The sequence below is a fragment of the Actinosynnema sp. NPDC004786 genome, assembly GCF_053601135.1.
The window spans coordinates 89,328-115,778 of the sequence record NZ_JBSGBG010000008.1 but is presented as its reverse complement, the minus strand read 5'-3'; the positions used below and the strand labels follow the sequence as shown (position 1 = coordinate 115,778).

Sequence of the window (26,451 nt, the reverse complement as noted above, 5' to 3'; positions counted from 1 at the left end):
CAGGGACATGAGCGAGGACAGGCGGCGGTGGCCGCTCTCCCCGGGGCAGCTCGGGATCTGGTACGGCCAGCGGTTGAACCCCGACAACGTGTTCGTCATGTCGGAGTACCTGGAGATCCACGGCGCGGTGGACGTGGCGGCGTTCGAGGAGGCGCTGCGCCGGACCGTGCTGGAGGCCGAGACCGTCCAGGTGCGGTTCACCGAGGACGCCGACGGCGTGTGGCAGTTCCTCGCCCCCGACCCGCACCTGCACTTCTTCGACCACACCGACCGCGCCGACCCCGTCGGTGACGCGGTCGCGTGGATGGACGACGACCTGTACCGGCCGATGGACCTGGAGCGGGGACCGCTGTCGGTCGACGCGTTGTTCAAGGTCGACGAGGACCGGTACCTGTACTACCAGCGCAACCACCACGTCATCGCGGACGGGGTGAGCGGGCGCATCTTCACCGACCGCCTGGCCGCGGTGTACTCGGCGCTCGTCGCGGGCGAGGAGCCGCCGCCCACCCCGTTCGCCACCCTCCAGCAGTACCTCGACGACGACGCCGCCTACCGCGCGTCCGACGCCTACCGGCGCGACCGGGAGCACTGGCGGACCCGCCTGGCCGACCGGCCCGCGCCCGTCGGCCTCACCTCCGGCGTCGCGCCCGCCAGCGCCCGGCCCGCCCGCGCCACCGCGCACGTCGACCCGGCGCTGATGGACCGGATGAAGGAGCTGACCCGGGCCAACGCCTCCACCTGGCCGATGGCGCTCACCGCCGCCACCGCCGTCTACCTGCACCTGGTCACCGGGGCCCGCACCACGCCCGTCGGCTTCCCGGTGATGGCGCGCAAGAGCAAGCTGCTGCGCGAGACGCCCGGCATGGTCAGCAACATCCTCGCGCTGTTCGTGGACCTCGACCCGGCCGCCACGTTCCTCGACGTGCTGCGCCGCACCACCGCGGAAGCCCGCGCCACGCTCAAGCACCAGCGGTACCGGCAGGAGGACGTGCTGCGCGACCTCGGCCTGGTGCGCGGCGCGGGCCAGCTCGCCAACGTCGTGGTCAACATCATGCCGTTCGACTACAACGTCACCTTCGGCGGGCACCGCGTCACCGCGCACAACCTGTCCAACGGCGTGATCGACGACGTGGAGATCACCGCCTACGACCGGTCCGACGGCAAGCCCGTGCGGATCGACCTGGACGGCAACGAGTTCCTCTACACCGAGCCCGAGGTGGCCGGGCACCTGGACCGGCTGCTGCGGCTGCTGGACCGGCTGCTGGCCGACCCGGAGGCCCCGCTGGCGTCGTTCGACCTGCTCGACGCCGCCGAACGGGAGCAGGCGCTGGTCGGGTGGAACCGCACCGACGCGCCGCTGGACGACGCCGACGGCGTGGTGCGCCGGGTGCGGGAGCACGCCCGCCTCACGCCGGACGCGGTGGCCGTGGTGGACGACGACGGACCGACCACCTACGCCGAGCTGGCCGGGCGCGCGGGCGCGTTGACCCGCCGGCTGTGGGACGCCGGTGTCGGCCGCGGGGACCTGGTGGCGCTGCCCACCGCGCCCGGCCGCGACTTCGTGGTGTCCGTGCTGGCGGTGTTCGGCGCGGGCGCGGCCTACGTGCCGGTGGACTCCGACGCGCCGATCGCCCGCGGTCGCGCGCTGCTGGCCGACAGCGGCGCGCGGTTGGTGCTCGCCTCGCCCGCCGTCGCGCCCTTCGCGACGGCGCTGGCCGGGGGCGTGGACCTGCCGGTGGGCGGTGCGGTGGGCGACGAGCCGGCCGCAGCCACCGCCTTGCCGGTGGTGGGCGGCGACGTGCGTGAATCCGCCGGAGGCGCGGCCGTGCCGGTGGGCGACGAGCCGAGCGGAGCCACCGCCTTGCCTGCGGTGGGTGGCGACGTGCGCGAGTCCGCCGGAGGCGCGGCCGTGCCGGCGGGCGACGAGCGGCACGGGCCGGCCGGGAGCGTGGGCCTGCTCCTGGTCGGCGACGAGGTGGCCGACGAGCTGCCCGAGCCGGTGGGCGCGGGGGACGACCTGGCGTACGTGCTGTTCACGTCCGGGTCCACCGGCAAGCCCAAGGGGGCCATGGTCACCCACCGGGGCATGGTCAACCACCTGCTGGCCAAGGTGGAGGACTGCGTCCTGTCCGAAGAGGACACGGTGGTGCAGAACGCGCCGCTGACGTTCGACATCTCCATCTGGCAGATGCTCGCCCCGCTGGTGGCGGGCGGCACGGCGCGCGTGGTCACCCGCGAGCTGGCCGCCGACCCGCGCGGCCTGTTCGACCGGACCGACGCCGAGCGCGTGGCCGTGCTGGAGGTCGTGCCGTCGCTGCTGCGCGCCGCGCTGGACCTGTGGGACGCCGACGGCGGCCGCCCGGCGCTGCGCTCGCTGCGGCTGCTCGTCGCCACGGGGGAGGCGCTGCCCGCCGACCTGTGCGAGCGGTGGCTGGCCGCGTTCCCCGGCATCCCGCTGATGAACGCCTACGGCCCCACCGAGTGCGCCGACGACGTGACCCACGCGTTCATCACCGCGCCCGAGGACGTGGCCGACGGCGTGCCGATCGGCAGCGCGCTGCGCAACACCCGCCTGTACGTGCTGGACGACCGGCTGCGGCCGGTGCCCGTCGGCACGCCCGGCGAGCTGTACGTGGGCGGCGAGGGCGTCGGCCGCGGCTACCTCGACGACCCGCGCCGCACGGCCGTCGTGTTCGTCGCCGACCCGTTCGCGCCGCGTCCGGGCCGCCGCATGTACCGCACCGGCGACTACGTGGTGCGCCGCGCGGACGGCTCGCTGGTGTTCCTGGAGCGCCGCGACCACCAGGTGAAGGTCCGCGGCCACCGCATCGAGCTGGGCGAGGTCGAAGCCGCCCTCGCGGGGCACGGCGGTGTCGGCGCGCTCGCCGTCGTCGTCCGCGAGGACCGGCCCGGCGACAAGCGGCTCGTCGCGTACGTGACGCCCGCCGACGTGGACCTGGCCGCGCTGCGGGCGTCGGCCGAGTCCCGGTTGCCGGGCTACATGGTGCCGTCGGCGTTCGTGGCCCTCGACGCGCTGCCGTTGACGCCCAACGGGAAGCTCGACCGGCACGCCCTGCCCGCACCCGAGGCGGGCGCGGCCGGACGCGCGCCGCGCAACCCGCTGGAGGAGCTGCTCGTCGCCGTGTTCGCCGACGTGCTCGGCGTCGAGCGGGTCGGCGTGGACGAGGGCTTCTTCGACCTCGGCGGGCACTCCCTGCTCGCCACCCGCCTGATCAGCAAGGTGCGGGCCGCGCTCGGCGTGGAGCTGTCGCTGCGGTCGGTGTTCGACCACCCCACGCCCGCCGGGCTCGCGCTCGTCGTGGCCGGCGCGGACGCCGCGCGCTCCCGGCCCACCGCCCGCCCGCGCCCCGACGTCGTGCCCCTGTCGTCCGCCCAGCGCCGGCTGTGGTTCCTGCACGGCCTGGACGAGACCGGCGGCACCTACAACGTGCCGCTGCCGCTGCGCCTGACCGGACCGCTCGACCGCGCCGCGCTGCTGGCCGCGCTCGGCGACGTGGTGACCCGCCACGAGCCGCTGCGCACCCGCTACCCCGAGGTCGACGGCGAACCGTCCCAGCTCGTCCTGGACCCCGCCGAGGCGCTGCGCCTGCTGCCCGACCAGGTGGAGACCGCGGCCGTCGCCGACCCGGCGGAGGAGCTGACCGCCGCCACCGGCCACCGGTTCGACCTGACCCACGGCCTGCCGTGGCGGTTGTGGCTGTTCGAGACCGCGCCGGACGAGCACGTGCTGCTGCTGGTCGTGCACCACATCGCCGCCGACGGTTGGTCGCTCGCGCCCCTGCTGCGCGACCTGGGGGCCGCCTACCGGGCGCGGCACGCGGGCGTCGCGCCGGAGTTCGCGCCGCTGCCGCTGCAGTACGCGGACTTCGCGCTGTGGCAGCGCGACGCGCTCGGCGACGAGGACGACCCGGACGGCGCGCTCGCCCGCCAGGTCCGGTTCTGGCGCGACCGGCTCGCCGGGCTGCCCGAGGTGCTGGAGCTGCCCGCGGACCGGCCGCGACCCGCCGTGCCGTCGCACCGGGGCGCACGCGTGCCGCTGACCGTGGACGGCGAGCTGTACGCGCGGCTGGCCGACCTCGCCCGCGAGACCCGCACCAGCGTGTTCATGGTCCTGCACGCCGCCGTCGCCGCGCTGCTGACGCGGTTGGGCGCGGGTACGGACGTCCCGCTGGGCACGGCGGTGGCCGGGCGTTCGGACGAGGTGCTGGACGACCTGGTCGGGTTCTTCGTGAACACGTTGGTGCTGCGGACCGACACGTCCGGGGATCCGACGTTCAAGGAGCTGCTGGAGCGGGTGCGGCAGACGGACCTGGCCGCGCTGGCGCACCAGGACGTGCCGTTCGAGCGCCTGGTGGAGGAGCTGAACCCGCGCCGTTCGTTGGCGCGGCACCCGCTGTTCCAGGTCATGCTCGTGCTCCAGAACACGCCCGACCCGGACGTGGCGCTGCCCGGCCTCGACGTCGCCGTGGCGGACCTGCGCACCGCCGTCGCCAAGTTCGACCTGTGGTTCGACCTGTACGAGACCCGGGACGACGGCGGCGCGGTGACCGGCGTGGCCGGCGCGCTGGAGTACGCCCTCGACCTGTTCGACGAGGCCACCGCGCGCCACCTGGTCACCCGCCTGGGCACGCTGCTCGCCGCCGTCGCGGCCGACCCCGGCACGCCGGTCGCCCGCCTCGACCTGCTCACCCCCGAGGAGCGGCACGCCGAGCTGGTCACCTGGAACGACACCGCCCGCCGCGTCGGCGGCACGTCCCTGGCCGCCCGCTTCGAGGCCCAGGCCGCCGCCACGCCCGACGCGCCCGCCGTGGCGTTCGACGGCGGCACGCTCACCTACGGCCGGCTCGACGCCGAGGCGAACCGGTGGGCGCACCGCCTCGCCGCCGCGGGCGTCACCACCGAGACGCCCGTCGCGCTGCTGCTGGACCGGTCGCCCGACCTGGTCGTGCTGATCCTCGCGGTGCTCAAGGCGGGCGGCTACTACGTGCCGCTGCACGAGTCGTACCCGGTGGAGCGCCTGGACTTCGTGCTCGCCGACCTCGGCGCGCCCGTCCTGGTCACCGACCGCGCGGAGCTGCCCGAGGGCCTGACCGCGCCGGTGCACGTGGTGCGCACCGACGAGCGGCCGCCCGCCGCGGGCCCGCTGCACCGGCGGGCGCACCCCGACCAGCTCGCCTACGTCATGCACACCTCCGGCTCCACGGGCGTGCCCAAGGGCGTCGCGGTGACCCACGCCAACGTCGTGGAGCTGGCCACCGACCGGCTGTTCACCACGCCCGCGCACGCCCGCGTGCTGCTGCACTCCTCGCACGCCTTCGACGCGGCCACCTACGAGCTGTGGGCGCCGCTGCTGTCCGGCGGCACGGTCGTCGTCGCCCCGGCCGGCGTGCTGGACATCGCCACCCTCGGCCGGGTCGTCGCGGACCACCGCGTCACCGCGCTGTGGCTCACGGCCGGGTTGTTCCGGCTGGTCGCCGAGGAGGCGCCGGCCTGCCTGGCGGGCGTGCGGGAGGTGTGGACCGGCGGTGACGTGGTGCCGGCCGCCGCAGTGGCGCGGGTCCGCGCGCACTGCCCGGACCTGACCGTGGTGGACGGCTACGGCCCGACCGAGACCACGACGTTCGCCACCCGCCACCCCCTCCGGCCCGGCGAACCCGACCCGGAGGTCATGCCCATCGGCCTGCCGATGGACAACACCCGCGTGCACGTGCTCGACGCCGACCTGAACCTCACCCCGCCCGGCGCGGTCGGCGAGCTGTACGTGGCGGGCGCCGGCCTGGCCCGCGGCTACCTCGGTCGCCCCGGGCTCACCGCGGAGCGGTTCGTGGCGAACCCGTACGGGCCTCCCGGCGACCGCATGTACCGCACCGGCGACCTGGTCCGCCGCCGCCCGGACGGCCGGCTCGCGTTCCACGGCCGGGCCGACGACCAGGTGAAGCTGCGCGGGTTCCGGATCGAGCCCGGCGAGATCGAGGCCGTGCTGGCCCGGCGCCCCGACGTCGCGCACGCGGTGGTCGCCGTCCGCGCCGACCACCGCGGCGAACGCCGCCTCGTGGCCTACGTCGTGCCCGCCGAGGGCGCGACCGCGGACCCGGCGGCGTTGCGCGCCCACGTCGGCGAGGCGCTGCCCGCGTACATGGTGCCGTCGGTGGTGGTGGAGCTGGACGCGTTGCCGCTCAACGGCAACGGCAAGGTCGACCGGCACGCCCTGCCCGCGCCCGCCACCCCCGTCACGTCCGCGGCCCGTGCGGCGCACGGCGCGGAGCAGGTGCTGTGCGGCCTGTTCGCCGACGTGCTCGGGGTCGGCGAGGTCGGCGTGGACGACGGCTTCTTCGACCTCGGCGGCCACTCGCTGCTCGCGATGCGGCTGATCAGCCGGGTGCGCGCGGTGCTGGGCGTGGAGGCGCCCATCCGCGCGGTGTTCGAGCACCCGACCCCCGCCGGGCTGGCCCGCGCCCTGCGCGACGCAGCGCCCGCCCGCGCCCGGGTGACCGCGCGCCCCCGACCCGACGTGGTGCCGCTGTCCGCCGCCCAGCAACGCCTGTGGTTCCTGGACCGGCTCGACGAGGCCGGCGGCATGTACTCGGTGCCGGTGGCGGTGCGGCTCACCGGCGCGCTGGACGACGCGGCGCTGCTCGCCGCTGTGGCCGACGTGGTCGGCCGGCACGAGGTGCTGCGGACCGTGTTCCCCGAGGTCGACGGCGCGCCGCGACAGGCGGTGCTGGACCCGGCCGCGGCCGCGGCCCTGCTCAGCGCCGCCACCCGGCGGGTCGACACGACCGGGGACGCGCTGACCGCCGAGCTAGCCGAGGCGGTGCGGCACAAGTTCGCCCTCGCCGACGACCTGCCCGTGGCCGTCCGCCTGTACCGGCTCGCCGACGACCACCACGTGCTGCTCCTGCTGCTGCACCACGTCGCCGCCGACGGCTGGTCGCTCGCGCCGCTGCTGCGCGACCTCGGCGTGGCCTACCGCGCCCGGCACGCGGGCGTCGCACCGGAGTTCACGCCGCTGCCCGTGCAGTACGCGGACTACACGGTGTGGCAGCACGACGTGCTCGGCTCGGACGACGACGAGCGCAGCGCGTTGCGGGCCCAGCTCGGCTACTGGCGCGCGCGCCTGGCCGACCTGCCCGACGCGCTGGACCTGCCGACCGACCGGCCGCGCCCGAGCCGGCCGGAGAACGCGGGCGGCTCCGTGCCGCTGAGCCTGGACGCCGACGTGCACGCCCGCGTGGCGCGGCTGGCCGCCGAGCACGGCGCGAGCCCGTTCATGGTGCTGCACGCCGCGCTCGCCGCGCTGCTGACGCGGCTCGGCGCGGGGTCGGACATCCCGGTCGGCACGCCCGTGGCGGGCCGGCGGGACGAGGCGCTGGACGACCTGGTCGGGTTCTTCGTCAACACGCTCGTGCTGCGGGTGGACACGTCCGGCGAGCCCGCGTTCGCCGACCTGCTCGACCGGGTCCGCGACGTGGACCTGGCCGCGTTCGCCAACCAGGACGTGCCGTTCGACCGGCTGGTGGAGGAGCTGGCGCCGCAGCGGTCGCTGGCCCGGCACCCGCTGTTCCAGGTGCTGCTGGCGCTGCAGAACAACGCCGACCCGGACCTGGACCTGCCCGGCGTGACGCCCGAGGTGGTGGACCTGCCCGCCGGCCCGGCCAAGTTCGACCTGTCGTTCACCCTGGCCGAGCGGCACGACGCCGACGGCGCGCCGGCGGGCCTGCACGGCGAGCTGGAGTACAGCCGGGACCTGTTCGACGCCGACACCGCGCACCGCGTGGCCGGCTGGTTCGCCCGCGTCCTCGACCAGGCCACGGCCGAGCCGTCCCGGCGGGTCGGCGAGCTGGACCTGCTCGCCCCCGGCGAGGCCGAGCACCTGGCCCGCGGCGCGGTCGGACCCGTCGGCCCGGTGCCGGACCCGACCGTGCTCGCCGAGTTCGAGCGGTTCGCCGCGATCCGCTGCGACCAGCGCGTCCTGGTGGCGGGCGACGTGCGGCTCACCGCGGCCGAGGTGGAGCGGCGCGCCAACCGGCTCGCGCACTCCCTGCTGCGCCGCGGCACGGCGGTCGGCGACGTGGTGGCCGTGGAGCTGCCCCGCTCGGTCGACACGGTCGTGGCGCTGCTGGCCGTGCTCAAGGCGGGCGCGGTGTACCTGCCGCTGGACCCCGACCACCCGGCGGAACGCCTGCGCGCCATCCTCGCCGACGCCCGCCCGGCCCTGGTGATCCGGGACTCGGTCGCCGACCACACCGACCCCGACGCCCCGGACACCGCGCCCGTCGACGCTGACCGCACCCGGCCCCTGACCGCCCGGGACGCGGCCTACGTCATCTACACCTCCGGCTCGACCGGGCAGCCCAAGGGCGTGGTGGTCGAGCACGGCTCGCTGGCGAACCTGCTGCGCCACCACCAGGAGCACGTGTTCTCGGTCGTCGCCCGACGCCTCGGCCAGGACCGGCTGCGCGCCGCGCTGACCGCGCCCGTGGCGTTCGACGCGTCCTGGGACCCGGTGCTGTGGATGCTCGCCGGCCACGAGCTGCACGTCATCGGCGACGACGCCCGCCGCGACCCGGACGCCCTCGTCGCGCACCTGCGCCGGGAGCGGATCGACGTCGTCGAGACGACGCCGTCCTACGTGGACCACCTGGTCGCGCACGGCCTGCTGGACGGCGACGAGCGCTTCCCGGCCGTCGTCCTGCTCGGCGGCGAGGCGGTGCCCGCGCACCTGTGGGAGCGGCTGCGCGGCACGCCCGGCCTGGTGGCGTTCAACTTCTACGGCCCCACCGAGTCCACCGTGGACTCGATGATCGCCGACCTGGCCGACCACCCGGCGCCGGTCATCGGCACGCCGGTGCTCAACAGCCGGGCCCACGTGCTCGACGCCTGGCTGCGGCCGGCGCCCGTCGGCGTGCCGGGCGAGCTGTACCTGGCCGGCCCGAACGTCGCGCGCGGTTACCTCGACCGGCCCGCGCTCACCGCGCACCGGTTCGTCCCGGACCCGTACGGCGCGCCCGGCGAGCGCATGTACCGCACCGGCGACCTTGCCCGCCGCCTGCCCGACGGGCACGTGGAGTTCCTGGGCCGGGTCGACAGCCAGGTCAAGGTGCGCGGCTTCCGGGTCGAGCCCGGCGAGGTGGAGGCCGCGTTGCGCCGCCACGACGGCGTGGACGCCTGCACCGTGCTGCTGCGCGCCGACCACGCCGGCACGCCGCGCCTGGTCGCCTACGTCACCGCGGCGGCGGGCGCGGAGCTGGACACCGCGGCCCTGCGGTCCGCGCTGCGCGCCGAGCTGCCCGACTACATGGTGCCGTCCGCGGTGGTGGTGCTGGACGAGCTGCCGCTGAGCCGCAACGGCAAGCTCGACCACGCCGGGCTGCCCGCGCCCGCCGCGCCCGACCCGACCCCGCACGCCGGCGGCGCCCGCACGGCCCGCGAGGCGGTGCTGTGCGGCGTGTTCGCGGACGTGCTCGGCCTGCCCGACGTGGGCGTGGAGGACAGCTTCTTCGACCTCGGCGGCGACAGTATTGGCTCGATCCAGCTCGTCAGCCGCGCCCGCCGGGCCGGCCTGGTGTTCACCCCGCGCGACGTGTTCGAGCGCAAGACCGTCGCCGAGCTGGCCCTGGTGGCGGTCGAACCCGCCGACGCGCGGCTCGTGCCCGACGCCACCGGCAGCGGCCCCGCCGTGCTCACGCCGGTCGTGCGCTGGTTCCTCGACAGCGGCGGCACGCTCGACGGGTTCAACCAGGCGCAGCTCGTCGCCGTGCCGGCCGAACTCGGCCGGGACCGGCTGCTGGGCGCGCTGGACGCGCTGCTGGACCACCACGACGCGCTGCGCTCGCGCCTGGCCCGCGACGACGAGGGGGAGTGGGTCTACGAGATCGCCGAACGCGGGTCCGTCCGCGCCGCCGACCTCACCCGCCGCGTCGACGTGACGGGGCTGGCCGAGGCCGAGCGCGCCGCGGTCGTCCGGGCCGAGGCCGACACCGCGTGGCGACGCCTCGACCCGGCCCGCGGCCTGCTCGTGCAGGCGGTGTGGTTCGACGCGGGTCCCGCGCACCCCGGCGACCTGCTCCTGGTCGTGCACCACCTGGCCGTGGACGGCGTGTCGTGGCGCATCCTGCTGCCCGACCTGGCCCAGGCGTGGCACGCCCTGGCGGCCGGCCGCGAGCCGGAGCTGGAACCGGTGTGGACGTCGTGGCGGCGCTGGTCGCATCTGCTGCACGACGCCGCGCACGACCCGACCCGCGCCGACCAGCTGCCGTACTGGACCGCCGTGCTCGACGGACCGGACCCGCTGCTGGGCGCGCGTCCGCTCGACCCGGCCCGGGACACGGTCGGCGTCGCCCGCACCGCCGAGGTGGTCCTCACCCCGGAGGAGACGACGCCGCTGCTCACCGAGGTGCCGGCGGCGTTCCACGCGGGCGTGGACGACGTGCTGCTGACCGCGCTGGCCCTGGCCGTCGCCCGGTGGCGGGAACGGCGCGGGCGCGGCGCGGAGACCTCCGTGCTGCTCCAGGTCGAGGGCCACGGCCGCGAGGACGTGGTGCCGGACGTCGAGCTGTCCCGCACGGTGGGCTGGTTCACCAGCGTGCACCCGGTGCGGCTGGACCCCGGTCGCGTCGGCTGGCCCGAGCTGCTGGCCGGCGGACCGGCCGCGGGCGCCGCCCTCAAGCGGGTCAAGGAGCAGCTGCGCGAGCTGCCGGAGAAGGGCGTCGGCTACGGCCTGCTGCGCCACCTCAACGCCGACACCGCGGGCAAGCTCGCGGGCCTGGGCGCGCCGCAGATCGCGTTCAACTACCTCGGCCGCGTCGACACCGCCGCACCCGGCGGCGACCGGCTGTGGCTGCCCGCGCCCGGATTCACCGCGCCCGTCGGGCACGACGACCTGCCGTTCGTGCACGCCGTGGAGATCACGGCGGTCACCGAGGACACCGCCGACGGCCCGCGCCTGGCCGCCACCCTCGCGTGGCCCGCGGACCTGCTCGCCGACGCCGAGGCGGCCGACCTCGGCACGGCGTGGCGCGAGGCGCTGCGCGGGCTGGTCGAGCACGTCCGGACCACCGCGTCCGGCGGGCTCACCCCGTCCGACGTGGACCTGGTCCCGCTCAGCCAGGACGAGCTGGACCTGCTGGAAGACGACGAGTTCGACGAGAGCGAGGACCTGGACCGATGAGCAAGAAGTCCGCAGTCGAGGACGTCCTGCCGCTGTCGTCGTTGCAGGAGGGGTTCCTCTTCCACGCCCTGTACGACCGCGACGGCCTGGACGTCTACACCGTCCAGATGGCCACCGAGCTGACCGGCCCGGTGGACGTGGTCGCGCTGCGCGCCGCCGCCGACGCGCTGCTGCGCCGCCACGCCAACCTGCGCGTCGGCTTCCGGCACAAGGGCCTCGACCGCCCGGTGCAGGTGGTGCGCCGCGAGGTGCGCGCGCCGTGGCGGGACGTCGACCTGACCGGCAGCGCCGACCCCGAGGCCGAGTACGCGGCGCTGGTGGACGAGGAACGCGCCCGCCGGTTCGACATGGCCCGCGCGCCGCTGCTGCGGTTCGTGCTGGTCGTGCTGCCCGGCCGGGTGCACCGGCTGCTGCTGACCATGCACCACATCCTGATGGACGGCTGGTCCACGCCGGTGTTCCTGGACGAGCTGTTCACCCTCTACGAGCACGCGGGCGACGACTCGGCGATGCCCCGCGTCACCCCCTACCGCGACTACCTGGGCTGGCTCAACCGCCAGGACACCGAGGGCGCGCTGGCCGCCTACGACGAGGTGCTCGCCGGCCTGGACGGGCCGACGCTCGTCGGGGCCGCCGCCGACAACGCCTCCGTCGTGCCGGACGGGGTGCTGGTCGAGCTGGACGACGAGCTGACCGACGCCCTCACCCGCACCTCTCGCGCCCGCGGCTGGACCATGAACACCCTCGCCCAGGGCGCGTGGGGCGTGGTGCTCGGCCGCTACCTCGGCCGCCGCGACGTGGTGTTCGGCGGCACGGTGTCCGGCCGGCCCGCCGAGCTGCCCGGCGTGGAGACCATGCTGGGCCTGTTCATCAACACGCTGCCGGTGCGCGTCACGTGGCACGCCGGGCAGTCGCTGGGCGACCTGCTGGCCGCCGTGCAGGACCGCCAGGCCGGGCTCATCGCGCACCAGCACGTCGGCCTCGCCGACGTGCAGCGCCGCACCGGCCACGGCGAGCTGTTCGACACCACGATGGTGTTCGAGAACTACCCCGTCGACATCGACACCGCGCCCGTGCTGGGCAACGGCGTGCGGATCACCGACTTCCAGGCCCGCGACGCCACGCACTACCCGATCAGCCTTGTCGGCCTGCCCGGCGAGCGGCTGGCGTTCCGCCTCGACTACCGGCCCGACGTGCTCACCCGCGCCACCGTGGCGCGGATGGGGGAGTGGCTGCGGACCGTGCTGCGGGCCATCGCGGCCGACCCGGACCGGCCGGTCAACGCGGTCGACCTGCTCGACGCCGACGAGCGCGACCGCATCCTGGTCGACTGGAACGCCACCGACCACCCGGTGGAACCGGTGCACCTGACCGCCCTGCTCGACCGCCAGGCCGCCGCTACCCCCGACGCGACCGCCGTGGTGCACGGCGCGGACCACCGCACCTACGCGGAGCTGCACGCCGACGCCAACCGCCTGGCCCGCCTGCTGGTCGAGCACGGCGCGGGACCGGAGAGCCTGGTCGCGGTGGCGCTCCCGCGCGGCACGCGCCTGGTCACGACGCTGCTCGCGGTGCTCAAGACCGGCGCGGGCTACCTGCCGCTCGACCCGGACCAGCCTGCCGAACGGCTCGCCGACATGCTCGGCGAGACCCGGCCCGCGGCGCTGCTCACCGACGCCGCCCTCGCGCCCCGCCTGGCCGGGCTCGACGTGCCGCGGCTCGTCCTGGACGACCTCGACGTGTCGTCCCGGTCCGGCGAGCCGCTGACCGACGCCGACCGGCGCTCGCCGTTGCGGCTGGAGCACGCCGCGTACGTCATCTACACCTCCGGCTCCACCGGCCGCCCCAAGGGCACGCTGGTCGAGCACCGCGCGGCGGTGAACTACCTCCAGTGGTCCGTCGACGCCTACCCGTCCGTGCGGTCCGGCGCGTTCCTGCACTCGCCCGTCACGTTCGACCTCACCGTCACCGGCCTGTACGCGCCGCTGATCTCCGGCGGCGCGGTGCACCTCGGCGACCTCGCCGACGACGGCATCGACCCGGCGAGCCCCACCGCGGCCGGTTTCGCGTTCCTCAAGGGCACGCCCAGCCACCTCTCCGTGCTGGACGTGCTGCCGGACGGCTACTCGCCCACCGCGGAACTGGTGCTGGGCGGCGAGCCGCTGCCCGGCGCGCAGCTCGACGTGTGGCGCAAGCGCCACCCCGGCGCGCGGGTGGTCAACGAGTACGGCCCCACCGAGACCACGGTCGGCTGCACGTCGCTGGCGATCGAGCCGGACGACGAGATCCCCGCCGAGGTGCTGTCGCTGGGCCGTCCGCTGTGGAACACGCAGGCGTACGTGCTGGACGACGCGCTGCGCCCGGTGCCGCCCGGCGTCGTCGGCGAGCTGTACATCGCGGGCGAGAACCTGGCCCGCGGCTACGTCGCCCGGCCCGGCCTGACCTCGGGCCGGTTCGTCGCCAACCCGTACGGCCCCGCCGGGTCGCGCATGTACCGCACCGGCGACCTGGCGCGCTGGGGCGAGAACGGCGACCTGCTGTTCGCCGGACGTGCCGACGACCAGGTGAAGATCCGCGGCTACCGGGTCGAGCTGGGCGAGATCGAGTCCGTGCTGTCGCGCCACCCCGCCACCGGCCCGGTCGGCGTGGTCGTGCGCGAGGACCAGCCCGGCGACCAGCGGCTCGTGGCCTACGTCGTGCCCGCCGAGGGCCACGACTTCGACCCGGTCGCGCTGCACGCCCACGTCGCCGCCGCGGTGCCCGACTACATGGTGCCGTCGGCGTTCGTGCGGCTGGACGCGTTGCCGTTGACCACGAACGGCAAGCTCGACCGCCGCGCCCTGCCCGCGCCCGACGTGGTCGGCGGCACCGCCGCCACCGGCCGCGCGCCGCGCAACTTCACCGAGGAAGTGCTGGTCGGCGTGTTCGCCACGGTGCTGAACCTGCCCTCGGTCGGCGTGGAGGACAGCTTCTTCGACCTCGGCGGCCACTCGCTGCTCGCCACCCGCCTGGTCAGCCGCGTCCGGTCCGTGCTGGACGTGGAGCTGTCCATCCGCTCGGTGTTCGAGGCGCCCACGCCCGCCGCGCTGGCCGCCCTGGCCGAACGCGCCCGCGGCACCCGCCGCGACGTCGAGGTGCTGCCCCGCCCGGACGTGCTGCCCCTGTCGTACGCCCAGCGGCGGCTGTGGTTCCTCGACCGCCTGGAGGAGGCGGCGGGCATGTACAACGTGCCGCTGCCGCTGCGCCTGACCGGGCGGCTGGACCGCGACGCGCTGGTCGCCGCGTTCGGCGACGTCGCGGCGCGGCACGAGTCGTTGCGCACCACGTTCCCGGAGGTGGGCGGCGAACCGCGCCAGCACGTGCTGGACGCGGTGGCCGTGCCGGTGGCGCACGTGGAGCTGGACGAGGACGACCTGCCCGCCGCCCTGGCCGAGGCGATGGCGCACCGGTTCGACCTGGCCGCCGAGCCGCCGTTCCGGGTGTGGTTGTTCGAACTCGCGCCGGACGAGCACGTGGTGCTGTTCCTGGTGCACCACATCGCCGGCGACGGCTGGTCCCTGACGCCGCTGCTGCGCGACCTCGGCACCGCCTACCGCGCCCGCCTGGCCGGCGCGGCCCCGGACCTGCCGCCGTTGCCGTTGCAGTACGCGGACTACACGCTGTGGCAGCGGCGCGTGCTCGGGTCCGACGAGGAGGAGGGCAGCGAACTCGCCGCCCAGGTGGAGTACTGGCGCACGCGGCTGGCCGGGCTGCCCGAGGTGCTGGAGCTGCCGACGGACCGGCCGCGCCCGGCCTTGGCGTCGTACCGGGGCGGGCGCGTGCCGGTGCGGCTGGACGCCGACACGCACGCCAGGCTCGTGGCCCTGGCCCGGCAGACCCGCACGACCGTGTTCATGGTGTTGCAGGCCGCGGTGGCGGCGTTGCTGACCCGGTTGGGCGCGGGCACGGACGTCCCGCTGGGCACGGCGGTGGCCGGGCGTTCGGACGAGGTGCTGGACGACCTGGTCGGGTTCTTCGTGAACACGTTGGTGCTGCGGACCGACACGTCCGGGGACCCGACGTTCAAGGAGTTGCTGGAGCGGGTTCGGCAGACGGACCTGGCGGCGTTGGCGCACCAGGACGTGCCGTTCGAGCGGCTGGTGGAGGTGCTGAACCCGCGTCGGTCGCTGGCGCGGCACCCGCTGTTCCAGGTGATGCTCGTGCTCCAGAACACGCCCGAGGCGGACCTGGACCTGCCCGACCTTGCCATCGACCTCGAAGAGGTGCCCGGCGGCGCGGCGAAGTTCGACCTGCTGCTCGACCTGCGCGAGACCCACGACCAGGCGGGCCGCCCGGCCGGCGTGGAAGGCGACCTCGAACACGCCCTCGACCTGTTCGACGCGCCGACCGCCCGCGCCCTCGCGCGCCGCCTGGTGCGGTTGCTGGAGACCGTGGTCGCGGACCCGGCGGTCCGCCTCGGCGAGGTGGACGTGCTGGACCCCGCGGAGCGGGAACGCGTGTTGCGCACGTGGAACGACACGGCGCGGGACGTGCCCGGCGTGTTCGTGGAGCAGCTGGTCGCGCGGCAGGCGGCCCGCACGCCGGACGCGGTGGCGGTGGTCGGCCCGGACCGGACGCTGACCTACGCGGAGCTGGACGCGCGGGCCGACCGGCTCGCGGTGCTGCTGGTGGAGCGGGGGGTGCGGCCGGAGACCCTGGTCGCCGTCTCGCTGCCGCGCACGACCGACGCGGTGGTGGCGTTGCTCGCGGTGCTGCGGGCGGGCGGCGCGTACGTGCCGCTCGACCCGGGGCACCCGGCGGAGCGGGTGGCGTTCGTGCTGGACGACACGCGCCCGGTGTGCGTGCTGGCCGACAGCACGACGGCGGACCGCCTGACCACCGCCCTGTCCCGCCTGGACCCGGCCCCGGCCGACGGGATGGCCGCCAACGGGAGCGCCGCCAACGGATTCGCGGTCAACGGGATCGCCGCCGAGGGCAGCCCGGCCGACCACGAGATCGGCACCGCCGCCGCTCTCGCCACCGAGCCCGCCGCCCACCACGGCGCCGCCGCCGGGTCCGGCCGGGCGGGCGGTCTGCTCGCCGGGCGGCTCGTGCTGCTGGACGACCCCGCCGTCGCCGAACGCCTCGCCTGGCCCGTCACGCCCCCGACCCCGGAGGTGCACGGAGGGTCGCTCGCCTACGTCATCCACACCTCGGGCTCCACGGGCCGGCCCAAGGGCGTGGCCGTCACCCGGCACGGCATGGCGAACCTCGTCGCCTGGGCCGCCGACCACTTCACCGCCGAAGAACTCTCCTCGGTCCTCCTGGCCACCTCCCTCAACTTCGACGTGTCCGTCTTCGAGCTGTTCACCCCGCTCGTCGTGGGCGGCCGGGTGGAGGTCGTGGAGAACCTCACCACGCTGGTCGAGCGCGGCGGGTGGACGGGCGGGCTCGTCAGCGGCGTGCCGTCGGTCTTCGCCCAGGTCCTCGCGGCGGGCGTCGAGCTGGACGCCCGCGCCGTCGTGCTGGCCGGCGAAGGGCTGCCCGCGAGCGTCTACAACGACGTCCGCGCCGCCCTGCCCACCGCCCGGATCGACAACATCTACGGCCCGACCGAGGCCACCGTCTACACGCTCCAGTGGGGCACCACCTCGCCCGAGCCCCTCGACGGGCCCGCGCCCACCGGTCGTCCACTGTGGAACACCCGGGCGTACGTCCTCGACGCCGCGCTGCGGCCCGTGCCGCCCGGCACGCCCGGCGAGCTGTACCTGGCGGGCGAGAGCCTGGCCCGCGGCTACGTCGGGCGGGCGGCGCTGACCGCCGAGCGGTTCGTCGCCGACCCGTTCGGCCGGGGCGGGCGGCTCTACCGCACCGGCGACCTGGTGCGCTGGAGCGCGGACGGGCAGCTCGACTACCTCGGCCGCTCGGACGACCAGGTGAAGCTGCGCGGCTTCCGGATCGAGCTGGGCGAGGTCGAGGCCGCGCTGACCCGGCACGCCGACGTGGACCGCGCCGCCGTCGTCGTCCGCGAGGACCGGCCGGGGGACAAGCGCCTGGTCGGCTACGTCGTGCCGGTGACCGGCCGCGCCGTCGACCCGGCCGCCGTGCTCGACGCGGCGCGGACGACCCTGCCCGCCTACATGGTGCCCGCCGCGCTCGTCGTGCTCGACGCGTTCCCGTTGAACGCCAACGGCAAGCTCGACCGCCGGGCCCTGCCCGCGCCGGACGTCGCGGCGGTCGGCGACGCCGCGCCCCGCACCCCCGCCGAGGAGGTGCTGTGCGCGGTGTTCGCGGACGTGCTCGGCCTGGAGCGGGTCGGCGTGGACGACGGGTTCTTCGACCTGGGCGGCCACTCGCTGCTCGCCACCCGGCTGGTCAGCCAGGTGCGCGAGGCGATGGGCGTGGAACTGCCGCTGCGCGCGGTGTTCGAGGCGCCGACGCCCGCGCTGCTGGCCGCCCGCGCCACCGCCGCCGGCGCCGCGCGCCGGGGCGTCACCCGCGCCGAACGGCCCGAGGTGGTGCCGCTGTCGTTCGCCCAGCGTCGGCTGTGGTTCCTCGACCGGCTGGAGGACGCGGGCGGGATGTACAACATCCCGATCGCGCTGCGATTGTCCGGCGACCTGGACGTGACCGCGCTGCGCGCGGCGCTCGGCGACGTGCTGGCCCGCCACGAGTCGCTGCGCACGGTGTTCCCCGACGCCGACGGCACGCCGCGCCAGCTCGTGATCCCGGCCGCCGAGGCCGACGAGATGCTGACCCGCGCGTTCAGCACCCGCACCACCGGGGCCGACGTGCTGCGGGACCGCCTGGACGAGGCGGCGGCGTGCACCTTCGACCTGTCCCGCGAGCTGCCGCTGAAGGTCTGGCTGTTCGAGCTGTCGCCCTCCGAGCACGTGCTGCTGCTCGTGCTGCACCACATCGCGGGCGACGGCTGGTCGTTCACGCCGCTGACCCGCGACCTCGGCCACGCCTACCGCGCCCGCCTCGCCGGGCAGGCGCCCGAGCTGCCGGAACTGCCCGTGCAGTACGCGGACTACGCGTTGTGGCAGACCGACGTGCTGGGCGAGGACGACGACCCGGACTCGGCCGGCGCGGCGCAGCTCGCGTACTGGCGGCAGCAGCTCGACGGCATCCCCGACGCGCTCGCGCTGCCCGCCGACCGGCGGCGGCCCGCCGTCGCCTCGCACCGGGGCGGCCTGGTGCCGTGGCGCGTGGACGCCGACCTGCACGCCGACCTCCTCGCGCTGGCCCGCCGGTCCGGCACGAGCCTGTTCATGGTGCTCCAGGCGGCGATCTCGGCGTTGCTGACCCGGATGGGCGCGGGCGAGGACGTGGTCCTCGGCACGGCCGTCGCGGGCCGCACCGACGCCGCGCTGGAGGACCTGGTCGGGTTCTTCGTGAACACGCTCGTGCTGCGCACGGACACCTCCGGCGACCCGGCGTTCGAGGAGCTGCTGGGCCGGGTGCGGCAGACCGACCTGGCCGCGTTCGCGCACCAGGACCTGCCGTTCGACCGGCTCGTGGACGCGCTCAACCCGGAGCGCTCGGTGGCGCGGCACCCGCTGTTCCAGGTGATGCTGGTGCTCCAGAACGCGCCCGAGGCGGACCTGGAGCTGCCCGGCCTGCGGCTCGACCTCGTGGAACTCGGCGAGGGGCCCGCGAAGTTCGACCTGTCGTTCGACCTCGGCGAGGCGCACCGGGACGGCGGGCCCGCGGGTCTGGAGGGCACGATCCAGTTCGCCACCGACCTGTTCGACCGCGCCACGGTCGAGGCGTTGGGCGCGCGGCTCACCCGCGTGCTGCGGGCCGTGGCCGCGGACGCCGCCACGCCGGTCAGCGCCCTGCCGGTGCTCGGCGACGACGAGCGCCGCCTGGTCCTGGACGAGTGGGGACGGCGGCCCGCGCCGGGGGAGCGGGACACCGTCGTGGACCGGTTCCGGGCGCAGGTGGCGCGGGCGCCGCGGGCCGTGGCGCTGGTCGACGGCGACCGCGAGCTGACCTACGCCGAGGTGGACGCCCGCGCCGCGGCGCTCGCCCACCACCTGGTCGCGGTCGGCGTGCGGCCCGAGACCCGGGTCGCCGTGCTCGCCCGGCGCTCCGCCGAGCGGGTCGTGGCCACCCTCGCCGTGCTGTACGCCGGGGGCGCGTACGTGCCGCTGCACGACGGCAACCCCGCCGAGCGGCACAACCTGATCCTCGCCGACACCTCGGCCGCGGTCCTGCTCACCGACCGCGCCGACCTGCCGGCGGGCCTGGCCGCGCCCGCGCACGTGGTGGACCTCGCCGCCCCGCTGCCGCCCGCGCCGGCCGCCGACCTGCCGGCGCCGCACCCCGACCGGCTCGCCTACGTGATCCACACCTCGGGCTCGACCGGCGTGCCGAAGGGCGCGGCGGTCACCCACGCCAACGTGGTGGAGCTGGCCACCGACCCGATCTTCACCACGGGCGCGCACCACCGCGTCCTCGTGCACTCGTCCTCCGCGTTCGACGCCAGCACCTACGAGATGTGGGTGCCGCTGCTCAACGGCGGCACCGCGGTCGTGGACTCGCCGGACGAGCTGGACATCGCCGGCCTGGCCGCGGCGATCCGCCGGCACGGCGTGACCGCGCTGTGGCTCACCGCCGGCCTGTTCCGGGTGGTCGCGGAGGAGGCGCCGGAGTCGCTGGCCGGCCTGCGCGAGGTGTGGGCGGGCGGTGACGTGGTGCCCGAGCACGCCGTGGCGGCCGTGCGCCGGGCGTGCCCGGACCTGGTGCTGGTCAACGGCTACGGCCCCACCGAGACCACCACGTTCGCGTCGCGCCACGCGGTGCTGCCCGGCGACGTGGTCGCGGGTCCGCTGCCGATCGGCGGCCCGATGGCGGGCACCGCGCTGCGCGTGCTGGACGAAAGGTTGCGGCCCGTGCCGCCGGGCGTGACGGGCGAGCTGTACGTGGCGGGCGGCAAGGTGTCGCGCGGCTACCTGGACCGACCGGGCCTGACCGCCGAGCGGTTCGTGCCCGACCCGCACGGCGCGCCCGGCGACCGCCTGTACCGCACGGGCGACCTCGCCCGCTGGTCCCGGGACGGCCGGCTGGAGTTCGTCGGCCGCACCGACGGCCAGGTGAAGCTGCGCGGCTTCCGCATCGAGCCGGGCGAGGTCGAGGCCGCGCTGACCGGGCGGGCGGGCGTGCGGGACGCGGCCGTCGTGCTGCGGGAGGACCGGCCCGGCGAACGCCGCCTGGTCGCCTACCTCGTCGGCGACGACGTGGACGTGGCCGCCGCGCGGGCCGCCGCCGTCGCCGCGCTGCCGGACTACTCGGTCCCGTCGGCGTTCGTGGTGCTGCCCGAGCTGCCGCTGACGGTCAACGGCAAGCTCGACCGCCGCGCCCTGCCCGCGCCGCGCCGGGACGCCGCGCCGGTCGCCGCCGTGCCGCGCACGGCCGTGGAGGAGGCCCTGGCGGCCGTGTTCGCCGACGTGCTCGGCGTGGACCGGGTCGGCCTGGACGACGGGTTCTTCGACCTGGGCGGCGACAGCATCATGTCGATCCAGCTCGTCAGCCGCGCCCGCACGGCCGGCTGGGTGTTCACCCCGCGCGACGTCTTCGAGCTGAAGTCCGTCCGCCGCCTCGCCGAGGTCGCCACCCCGCTCGCCGAGCAGGCCGACGACGACGTGGCCGACCGCGACGGCGTCGGGCCGGTGCCGCTGATGCCGATCGTGGAGTGGCTGCGGGCGGGCGGCGGCCCGGTGGACGGGTTCAACCAGTCGCACCTGGTCGCCACGCCCGCCGGGCTCACCACCCGGCACCTGGTGGACGCGCTGGCGGCCGTGCTCGACCACCACGACGCCCTGCGCGCCCGGCTGCGCCGCGACGGGGCCGCGTGGTCGCTGGAGGTCCTGCCGCACGGCGCGGTGCGGGCCGAGGAGCACGTGGCACGCGTGGACGTCGCCGGCCTGGCCGACGACGCGCTCGCGGCCGTGGTCGCCGAGCGCACCGAGGCCGCCCGGCGCGCCCTGCGCCCGGACGACGCGGTCATGGTGCGCCTGGTCTGGTTCGACGCCGGGCCGGACGCGCCGGGCCGGCTGCTCGTGCTGGCGCACCACCTGGTCGTGGACGGCGTGTCGTGGCGGGTCCTGCTGCCCGACCTCGCCTCCGCCGCGACCGCGGCACGCCTGGGCGTGGCGCCCGAGTTGCCGCCGGTGCGCACGTCGTGGCGGCGCTGGGCCACCCGCCTCGCCGAGGCCGCGACCGAGCCGCGCTGGGCCGAGCAGATGCCGCACTGGCTGGCCACCGCCGACACGGCCCAGCCCGCGCTGTCGGCCCGGCCGCTCGACCCCCGCCGCGACACGCTCGCCACCGCGCGCACGACCGTGGTCGAGATCGACCCGGACGTGACCGCGGCGCTGCTGACGACCGCGCCCGCCGCGTTCCGCGTCAGCGTGGACGACGTGCTGCTCACCGGGTTCGGCCTGGCCGTCCGCGAGTGGCTGACCCGGCGCGGCGAACGGCTGCCGGACGCGCTGCTGGTGGACCGCGAGGGCCACGGCCGGCACGAGGACGCCGTCGCGCCCGGCCTGGACCTGTCCCGCACGGTCGGCTGGTTCACCAACCTCTACCCGGTGCGGGTGGACGTGCCGCCGCTGCCGTGGGCCGACGTGGTCGCGGCGGGCGAACCGGTCGGCGCGGCGCTCAAGCGGGTCAAGGAAGGGCTGCGCGCGGTGCCCGACCACGGTCTGGGCTACGGCCTGCTGCGCCACCTCAACCCGGACACCGCGGGCAAGCTCGCCGCCTGCCCGGCGCCGCAGATCGGGTTCAACTACCTCGGTCGCACGAGCGTCGGCGCGACCGGCCGGGACTGGACCCCGCTGAGCGACGCCGGCGGCGCGGTCGGCGACGACGGCCTGCCCTTCGCGCACGTGCTGGAGGTCAACGCCTTCACCGAGGACCGGGCCGACGGGCCGCGGCTGGTCGCCGCGCTGTCCTGGCCCGCCGCCCTGCTGGACGAGCCGGACGTGGCCGTGCTCGGGCGCCTGTGGCGGGACGCGCTGGCCGCGCTCGCCGCGCACGCCCGCGACCCGCGCGCCGGCGGCCTCACGCCCTCCGACGTGGCGCTGGTCCCCCTGTCGCAGAAGAACATCGACCGCTTGGAGGCCATGATGAGGAAGGCAGGCCGGTCATGAGTGGACGGCTCGTGGGCGAACCCCGCATCGAGGACATCCTCCCGCTGGCCCCGTTGCAGCAGGGCCTGCTGTTCCACGCCCTGCACGACACCGACGGCCTCGACTTCTACACCGTCCAGGTGGCCGTGGACCTCTACGGCGAGCTGGGCGTGGACGCGCTGCGCGACGCCGTGGAGGCGCTCGTGCGGCGGCACGCGGGGCTGCGGTCGGTGTTCGTCCACGAAGGACTCGACCAGCCCGTGCAGGTCGTGCTCGACCACGTCGAGGTGCCGTGGGAGGTGGTGGACTGCTCCGCGCTGACCGTCGCCGAGGCGGAGGCGCGGTTCGCCGCCCGCTACGACGCCGACCGGCTGCGCCGCTTCGCGCTGCACGAGGACGTGCTCCTGCGGTGCGTGCTGTTCAAGATGCCGTTCAAGGACTTCCGGCTCGGCCTCACCCTGCACCACATCGTGGTCGACGGCTGGTCGCTGCCGGTGCTGCTGGACGAGCTGTTCGAGCTGTACGACCGGCACGGCGACGAGACCGGCATGCCGGCCGTCGCGCCGTACCGCGACTACCTGACCTGGCTGGACGCGCGCGACCACGAGGTGTCGCGCAAGGCGTGGGACGCGGTGCTGCACGGCGTGGTGGAGCCGACGCTGGTCGGTGGTCCGGGCCGGCCGGGGGAGCAGGCCCCGCCGGCGCAGCTGCGGGTGAAGCTCGGCGAGGAGCTGACGGGCCGGCTGTCCGACCTGGCCCGCGACCGCGGCTGGACGGTCAACACCGTCGTGCAGGCCGCGTGGGGACTCGTGCTCGGCGCCCACACCGGCCGCACCGACGTGCTGTTCGGCGGCACGGTGTCCGGCCGCCCGCCGGAGCTGCCCGGCGTGGAGCGCATGATCGGCCTGTTCATCAACACGCTGCCGGTGCGGGTGGGCTGGTCGCCCGACGACACCGCCGCCGAGCTGCTCGACGCGCTGCAGTCGCAGCAGACCGGCCTGATGGAGCACCAGCACGTCGGCCTGGCCGACCTCCAGGGCCGGGTCGGGCGCGGACCGCTGTTCGACACGACCCTGGTGTTCGAGAACTACCCGGCGGGCGACGACGACAACACCGAGCTGGCCGGCGGCGCGTTCCTGATCGACGTCGAGGCTCGCGACGCCACGCACTACCCCGTGACGCTGATCGGCGTGCCCGGCCCGAACCTCGCGTTCCGGCTGGACCACCGGCCCGACCTGGTGGACGCGGCCACGGCCCGCCGCCTGTCCACCTGGCTGGTGCGCGTGCTGACCGGGCTGGTCGAGCACCCCGACCGGCCCCTGGCCGCCCTCACGCCGCTGGACGACGCCGACCGCGAGCGCGTGCTGCGCACGTGGAACGACACCGCCGCGCCGGTCGAGGACGTCACCCTGACCGACCTGCTGGACCGGCAGGCGGCCGGCTCGCCGCACGCCACCGCCGTCGTCGACCACGACCGGACCCTGGACTACGCCGCGCTGCACGCCGACGCCGACCACCTGGCCCGCCGCCTCGTGGCGGCCGGCGCGGGACCGGACGCGCTGGTGGCCGTGTCGCTGCCGCGGTCGGCCGACCTGGTCGTGGCGCTGCTGGCGGTGCTCAAGTCCGGCGCGGCCTACCTGCCGCTGGACACCGACCTCCCGGCCCGCCGCCGCGAGGTGCTGCTGGCCGGCGCGCGGCCGGTGTGCGTGGTGACCGACGACCCCGCGGCGTTCCCCGACCTGCCGGCCCTGGCCGTGCGCGACGCGGGTCCGGCGCCGGACGTGACCGCGCGCCGGGCCGCGCCGGGCGACCTGGCCTACGTCATCCACACCTCCGGCTCCACCGGCACGCCCAAGGGCGTCGGCGTGCCGCACCGCGGCATCGTGAACCGGCTGCTGTGGATGCAGGACCGCTACCGCCTCGACGCCGACGACCGCGTGCTGCTCAAGACGCCCTACACGTTCGACGTGTCGGTCTGGGAATTCTTCTGGCCGCTGATCACCGGCGCCGCGATCGTGGTCGCCAAGCCGGACGGCCACCGCGACCCCGCGTACCTCGCGCGCACGATCAACGACCACGGCGTGACGACCGTCCACTTCGTGCCGTCCATGTTGGACGTCTTCCTGGCCGAGCCGACCGCGTCCGCGTGCCCGACCCTGCGGCGGGTGGTGTGCAGCGGCGAGGCGCTGCTCCCGGCGACCCGGGACCGGTTCCTGGCCACGCACGCCGCCGAGCTGCACAACCTCTACGGCCCCACCGAGGCGTCGGTGGACGTCACGTCGTGGCAGTGCGACGCGGACGACCCGCGCGTGCCCATCGGCAGGCCGGTCTGGAACACCCGCGCGTACGTGCTGGACGCCCGGCTCGCGCCGGTGCCGCCCGGCGCGCCCGGCGAGCTGTACCTGGCGGGCGTGCAGCTGGCGCGGGGCTACATCGGCCGGCCCGACATCACCGCGACCCGGTTCGTCGCCGACCCGTACGGTCCTCCCGGCTCGCGCCTGTACCGCACCGGCGACCTGGCGCGCTGGGACGACGACGGCGCGCTGGTGTACCTCGGACGCGCGGACGACCAGGTGAAGCTGCGCGGCGTCCGGGTGGAGCTGGGCGAGGTGGAGGCCGCCGTCGCCCGGTGCGCGGGCGTGGCGCACGCGGCCGTCGCGGTGCGCGAGGACGTGCCCGGCGACCAGCGGCTCGCCGCGTACTACGTGCCCGGGGCCGGCGCCGAGCCGGACCCGGACGCGCTGCGCGACCAGGTCGCCGCCGAGCTGCCCGCGCACCTCGTGCCCGGCACGTTCACCGCGCTGTCCGCGCTGCCGCTCAACGCCAACGGCAAGCTCGACCGCCGCGCCCTGCCCGCGCCCCGGACCGCCGCGACCGCCGGACGCGCGCCGCGCAGCCTCACCGAGGACCTGCTGTGCCGCCTGTTCGCCGAGGTGCTGCGGGTGGACGCGTTCGACCCCGACCGCGGGTTCTTCGCGGCCGGCGGCCACTCGCTGCTCGCGGTCACGCTCGCCGACCGGGTGCGCGCCCGGTTCGGGGCCGACGTGACCGTGCGGACGCTGTTCGAGTCGCCGAGCCCCGCCGAACTGGCCCGCCGCCTCGACGGCGACCCCCGCGCGGACGGCGTGGACGCGCTGGGCCCGCTGCTGCCGCTGCGCGCCGGCGGTGACGCGCCGCCGCTGTTCTGCCTGCACCCGGCGTCGGGCCTGTCCTGGTGCTACACCGGGCTGCTCGGCGCGCTGGACCCCGACGTGCCGCTCTACGGCCTCCAGGCCGACCTCGCCGTCGGCGACCCGGGCACGATCACCCAGCAGGCCGCCCGGTTCGTCGGCCACATCCGCTCGGTCGCGCCGCACGGCCCGTACCGGCTGCTCGGCTGGTCGATGGGCGGGCACCTCGCGCACGAGGCCGCCGTCCTGCTCCAGGACGAGGGCGAGCAGGTCGAGCTGCTGGCCGTGCTGGACTCCTACCCCCGCGCGCGCACGGCCCCGATGACCACCGAAGAGGTGTTCGCCGACGCGTTCGCCGGCACCGGCCTGAGCCCGGACGACCTCGCCACCCCCGAGGGCCACGCCCGCGCCGTCGCCGTGGTGCGCGGCGAGCTGGGCGGCTACGACGAGACCACCGACGACCTCGCCCGCGCCGTCCTGGACACCTACCTGGCCAACGGGCGCGCCCTGTCCGCCCACACCCCGCGCCGCTTCGCCGGCGACCTGCTGTTCTTCCGCGCCGCCGACGCCGCCGACCACCCGGACCGCGACCCGGACCGGTGGCGGCCGCACGTCACCGGCGCGATCCGCGTGCACGACGTGCCCGCACCCCACGAGGAGATGACTCGTCAAGACGTCCTTGACGAGGTCGCCAAGGCGGTCGACGCCGCCCTGGCGACGCCGCGAACCGAAGGAGACCCGCGATGAGCACCAACCCGTTCGAGGACGAGAACGGCACCTACTTCGTGCTGGTCAACGACGAGAACCAGCACTCGCTGTGGCCCCACTTCATCCCCGTGCCCGACGGCTGGCGCGTGGTGTTCGGCGAGGCGGGCCGCCAGGAGTGCCTCGACCACGTGGAGGCCAACTGGACCGACATGCGCCCCAAGAGCCTCGTCGACGCCATGGGCGCCTGAGCAGACCCGTCTACCAC

The 26,451-nt window shown here is 76.0% G+C and carries 4 protein-coding genes; all 4 read left to right on the top strand.

The annotated features are described in order from the left end of the window. Positions 1-7: 7 nt before the first annotated feature. Genes ACWEFJ_RS09445 through ACWEFJ_RS09430 form a run of 4 tightly spaced genes read left to right on the top strand, consistent with a single transcriptional unit; the run spans position 8 to position 26,434 of the window. Entirely contained in the window at positions 8-11,191 is an 11,184-nt protein-coding gene (locus ACWEFJ_RS09445) for an amino acid adenylation domain-containing protein (protein WP_449713436.1), read from the top strand. Beyond that, a complete protein-coding gene (locus ACWEFJ_RS09440; protein ID WP_449713435.1) occupies positions 11,188-22,329 on the top strand; it encodes an amino acid adenylation domain-containing protein in 11,142 nt (3,713 codons plus the stop codon). The genes ACWEFJ_RS09445 and ACWEFJ_RS09440 overlap by 4 nt, the downstream gene beginning before the upstream one ends. Then, positions 22,326-26,225 carry an amino acid adenylation domain-containing protein gene (locus tag ACWEFJ_RS09435; RefSeq protein WP_449713434.1) on the top strand — a complete coding sequence of 1,300 codons (3,900 nt, stop codon included), beginning with the start codon at positions 22,326-22,328 and terminating at the stop codon, positions 26,223-26,225. Before ACWEFJ_RS09440 ends, ACWEFJ_RS09435 begins: the two co-directional genes overlap by 4 nt. Next, entirely contained in the window at positions 26,222-26,434 is a 213-nt protein-coding gene (locus tag ACWEFJ_RS09430) for an MbtH family protein (RefSeq protein ID WP_378087360.1), read from the top strand. Before ACWEFJ_RS09435 ends, ACWEFJ_RS09430 begins: the two co-directional genes overlap by 4 nt. The last annotated feature ends 17 nt before the right edge of the window (positions 26,435-26,451 follow it).

Bases quoted from the DNA above. Each gene is read 5' to 3' on its own strand.
- ACWEFJ_RS09445 (WP_449713436.1), top strand. From the start codon at position 8: ATGAGCGAGGACAGGCGGCGGTGGCCGCTCTCCCCGGGGCAGCTCGGG.
- ACWEFJ_RS09435 (WP_449713434.1), top strand. From the start codon at position 22,326: ATGAGTGGACGGCTCGTGGGCGAACCCCGCATCGAGGACATCCTCCCG.
- ACWEFJ_RS09440 (WP_449713435.1), top strand. From the start codon at position 11,188: ATGAGCAAGAAGTCCGCAGTCGAGGACGTCCTGCCGCTGTCGTCGTTG.
- ACWEFJ_RS09430 (WP_378087360.1), top strand. From the start codon at position 26,222: ATGAGCACCAACCCGTTCGAGGACGAGAACGGCACCTACTTCGTGCTG.